The organism is Arthrobacter cavernae (genome assembly GCF_017368795.1).
GTDB classification, from domain to species: domain Bacteria; phylum Actinomycetota; class Actinomycetes; order Actinomycetales; family Micrococcaceae; genus Arthrobacter; species Arthrobacter cavernae.
The window spans coordinates 1-2,048 of record NZ_JAFNLL010000072.1; the positions used below are offsets into that span (position 1 = coordinate 1).

Sequence of the window (2,048 nt, forward strand, 5' to 3'; positions counted from 1 at the left end):
TGCGCAGGCCTCGCTCGCCAAGTTCACCTGACCCGCACAGCCCGGTCCATCGCCTCCAATGCCCGCGACCTGCTCGGCGGTAACGGCATCCTTCTGGCCAACCGCGTGGCCCTGCCGCGGCAATCACAGCTGGCCCAAATCTGCCACCCATTTCATCGTCGGAAAAGGCCGTCGGTCCCACGGCGTTGGAGGAGATCAGACAGGAATTCAGTTGATTGCCTCGATGCCCTGCCGTTTGAGTTCTTCCAGGTGGCTCCGCATGTTGTGAAGCACCTCGGGGGAGTGCGGCTGCCAACCCAGGATCTCGTCAACTACCCGCAGCGGCTCTCGGGTGCGGTAGGCCCTCGTGGTGTGCCCCGGACTTCTTGTCGGTCAGATTGGGGTCATCCTCAAAGGAGCCAGTGGGTTCCACACGGTTGACTCGGCCTGGTCCCTCGCCCATCCCAAGCTCCGCTCCCCAAATGACAGCATCCAAGGTTGCTGTCAGGTCGACGTAGTTCGCCCCTTTTTCGCTCCCCAAAATTCGAGCTATGGCCGGGTTTCAGCAAGTCCCCAGGCTTCAGGTAGGCCTTCGTGCCGTGATGAAAGGGCCCGGGGTCCCCTTGAACGTCTGATCGCTCCAGGGATAGCATGCCGGCACTGACGTCGATCACTTCGAGGGGACGGCCAAGGGCGAGACAACTGCAGAGGGGTCATCAGCGGAGCTGATGGTCGACCTGATCATCTCCCTGGACGGGTACGCCTCGGCCGAGGGATGGCCCGGCTTCTGGGGCCTGGAGGGGCCGGAATGCCTGGCGTGGCTCGAACGGGAGGGCGAGAAGGACTACACCTTCCTGATGGGGTCGAACACGTATCGGCTGATGTCCGCCATGTCAGCGGAGGCGGCGGCCGAGGACTCGGGATTCTCCGAGGCCGAAGGGGCCAGCCTGACCGGCCTTGCCGCCGTGCCCAAGGTGGTTTTCTCCTCCACCCTGCAGGCGCCCTGACGTGGCCGAACTCGGAACTGGTCACCGGGGACGCGGTGGAGGCCGTGAGGGAGATGAAACGGAGCAGGACCGGGACCTTGAGCACCCTCGGCAGCCTCAGCCTCTGCCGCTCGCTGCTGACCGCCGGCCTCGTGGACAGGTTCCGCTTGGTGGTCTTCCCTGTGATCACGGGCCGCACCGGGCGGGAACGGATCTACGACGGCTATCCGGATGTCGCGCTTGAGATGGTGGACAGCAGGACCTTTGACGGCAGGCTCCAGCTGCTTGAGTACGTCCCCACCGTGCTCAGCGGTCCGCCGGGCAGCTCACCCAGGTGACTAGCGCAGATCCAGAGGGGATGCGACTACGACATGAGGTTGACGACCACGACCACGGCCGACCCGAGCACGAGCCCGATTGCACCTATCCCGTCGTCGTGATGGGGCAACCGATTGCCACGCCCGCTAAGATTGGTCTGCCGGGCGTATGCCCACATGACTCAAGAGCAAGGAATGCTGATATGGCAGGGACGTTTTTCCAGGTTGTTGTCCGCTACACGGTGAAGCCCGGGGAAACGGATACGGTCCTGCGGCTACTGGGCGAGATGGCCTCGGCCACGCGTTCGGAGGAGGCGAATCTTGCGTACGACTTCTTCCAGGGTGCGGAGGACCCGGCGCAGATCGTGATCTTGGAGCGGTATCGTGATGCCGCTGGCTTTGCCGCCCACCGCGAGTACGAGCATTTCGAGCGCATCGGCGTTTCGCAGATCATCCCGCGGTTGGCGGGCCGCGCCATCCAAACCTTCGAGAACGCCGCGGATTCGTAGCTTCAATGGCCCCGGGCGCGCAGCACGCGCCGGAGGATGGCGGTTCCTTCGACGGTACGGAGCTACTCGGCGGACGGCCGTCGTCGTTGCTGTTTCGTCGTCGAGCGCTGTTTCTTTGCGGTGAGGCGCCGGCCGTTCGAGCCCCGGGTGGGTTTCGTGGCGCGGCGACGGGCAGCTTCAGGTACAAGGCCGTCCGCCACGAGGCCGGCGAGCTTGGCTAGGAGCGTGGGTCGGTAGTCGTTAAAACGCCGGACGAA

1 protein-coding gene and 4 pseudogenes are annotated in these 2,048 nt (G+C 64.5%); 3 read left to right on the forward strand and 2 right to left on the reverse strand.

The window, feature by feature from the left end; all coding sequences use genetic code 11:
- Positions 1-111: pseudogene (locus J1902_RS19750) on the forward strand (acyl-CoA dehydrogenase family protein); the annotation flags it as partial.
- A gap of 96 nt (positions 112-207) precedes the next feature.
- On the opposite strand, the pseudogene arr reads toward J1902_RS19750, so the two are convergent.
- Positions 208-632 (reverse strand): annotated as a pseudogene (gene arr / locus J1902_RS19970) (NAD(+)--rifampin ADP-ribosyltransferase).
- A 75-nt stretch (positions 633-707) separates the two neighbouring features.
- On the opposite strand from arr, the pseudogene J1902_RS18520 reads away from it, so the two are divergent.
- Both J1902_RS18520 and J1902_RS18525 read left to right on the forward strand, forming a co-directional pair.
- Positions 708-1,303 (forward strand): annotated as a pseudogene (locus J1902_RS18520) (dihydrofolate reductase family protein).
- Between the two features lie 182 nt (positions 1,304-1,485).
- Entirely contained in the window at positions 1,486-1,791 is a 306-nt protein-coding gene (locus J1902_RS18525; RefSeq protein WP_207617847.1) for a putative quinol monooxygenase, read from the forward strand.
- A gap of 62 nt (positions 1,792-1,853) precedes the next feature.
- On the opposite strand, the pseudogene J1902_RS18530 reads toward J1902_RS18525, so the two are convergent.
- Positions 1,854-2,048, reverse strand: a pseudogene (locus tag J1902_RS18530) (hypothetical protein); the annotation flags it as partial.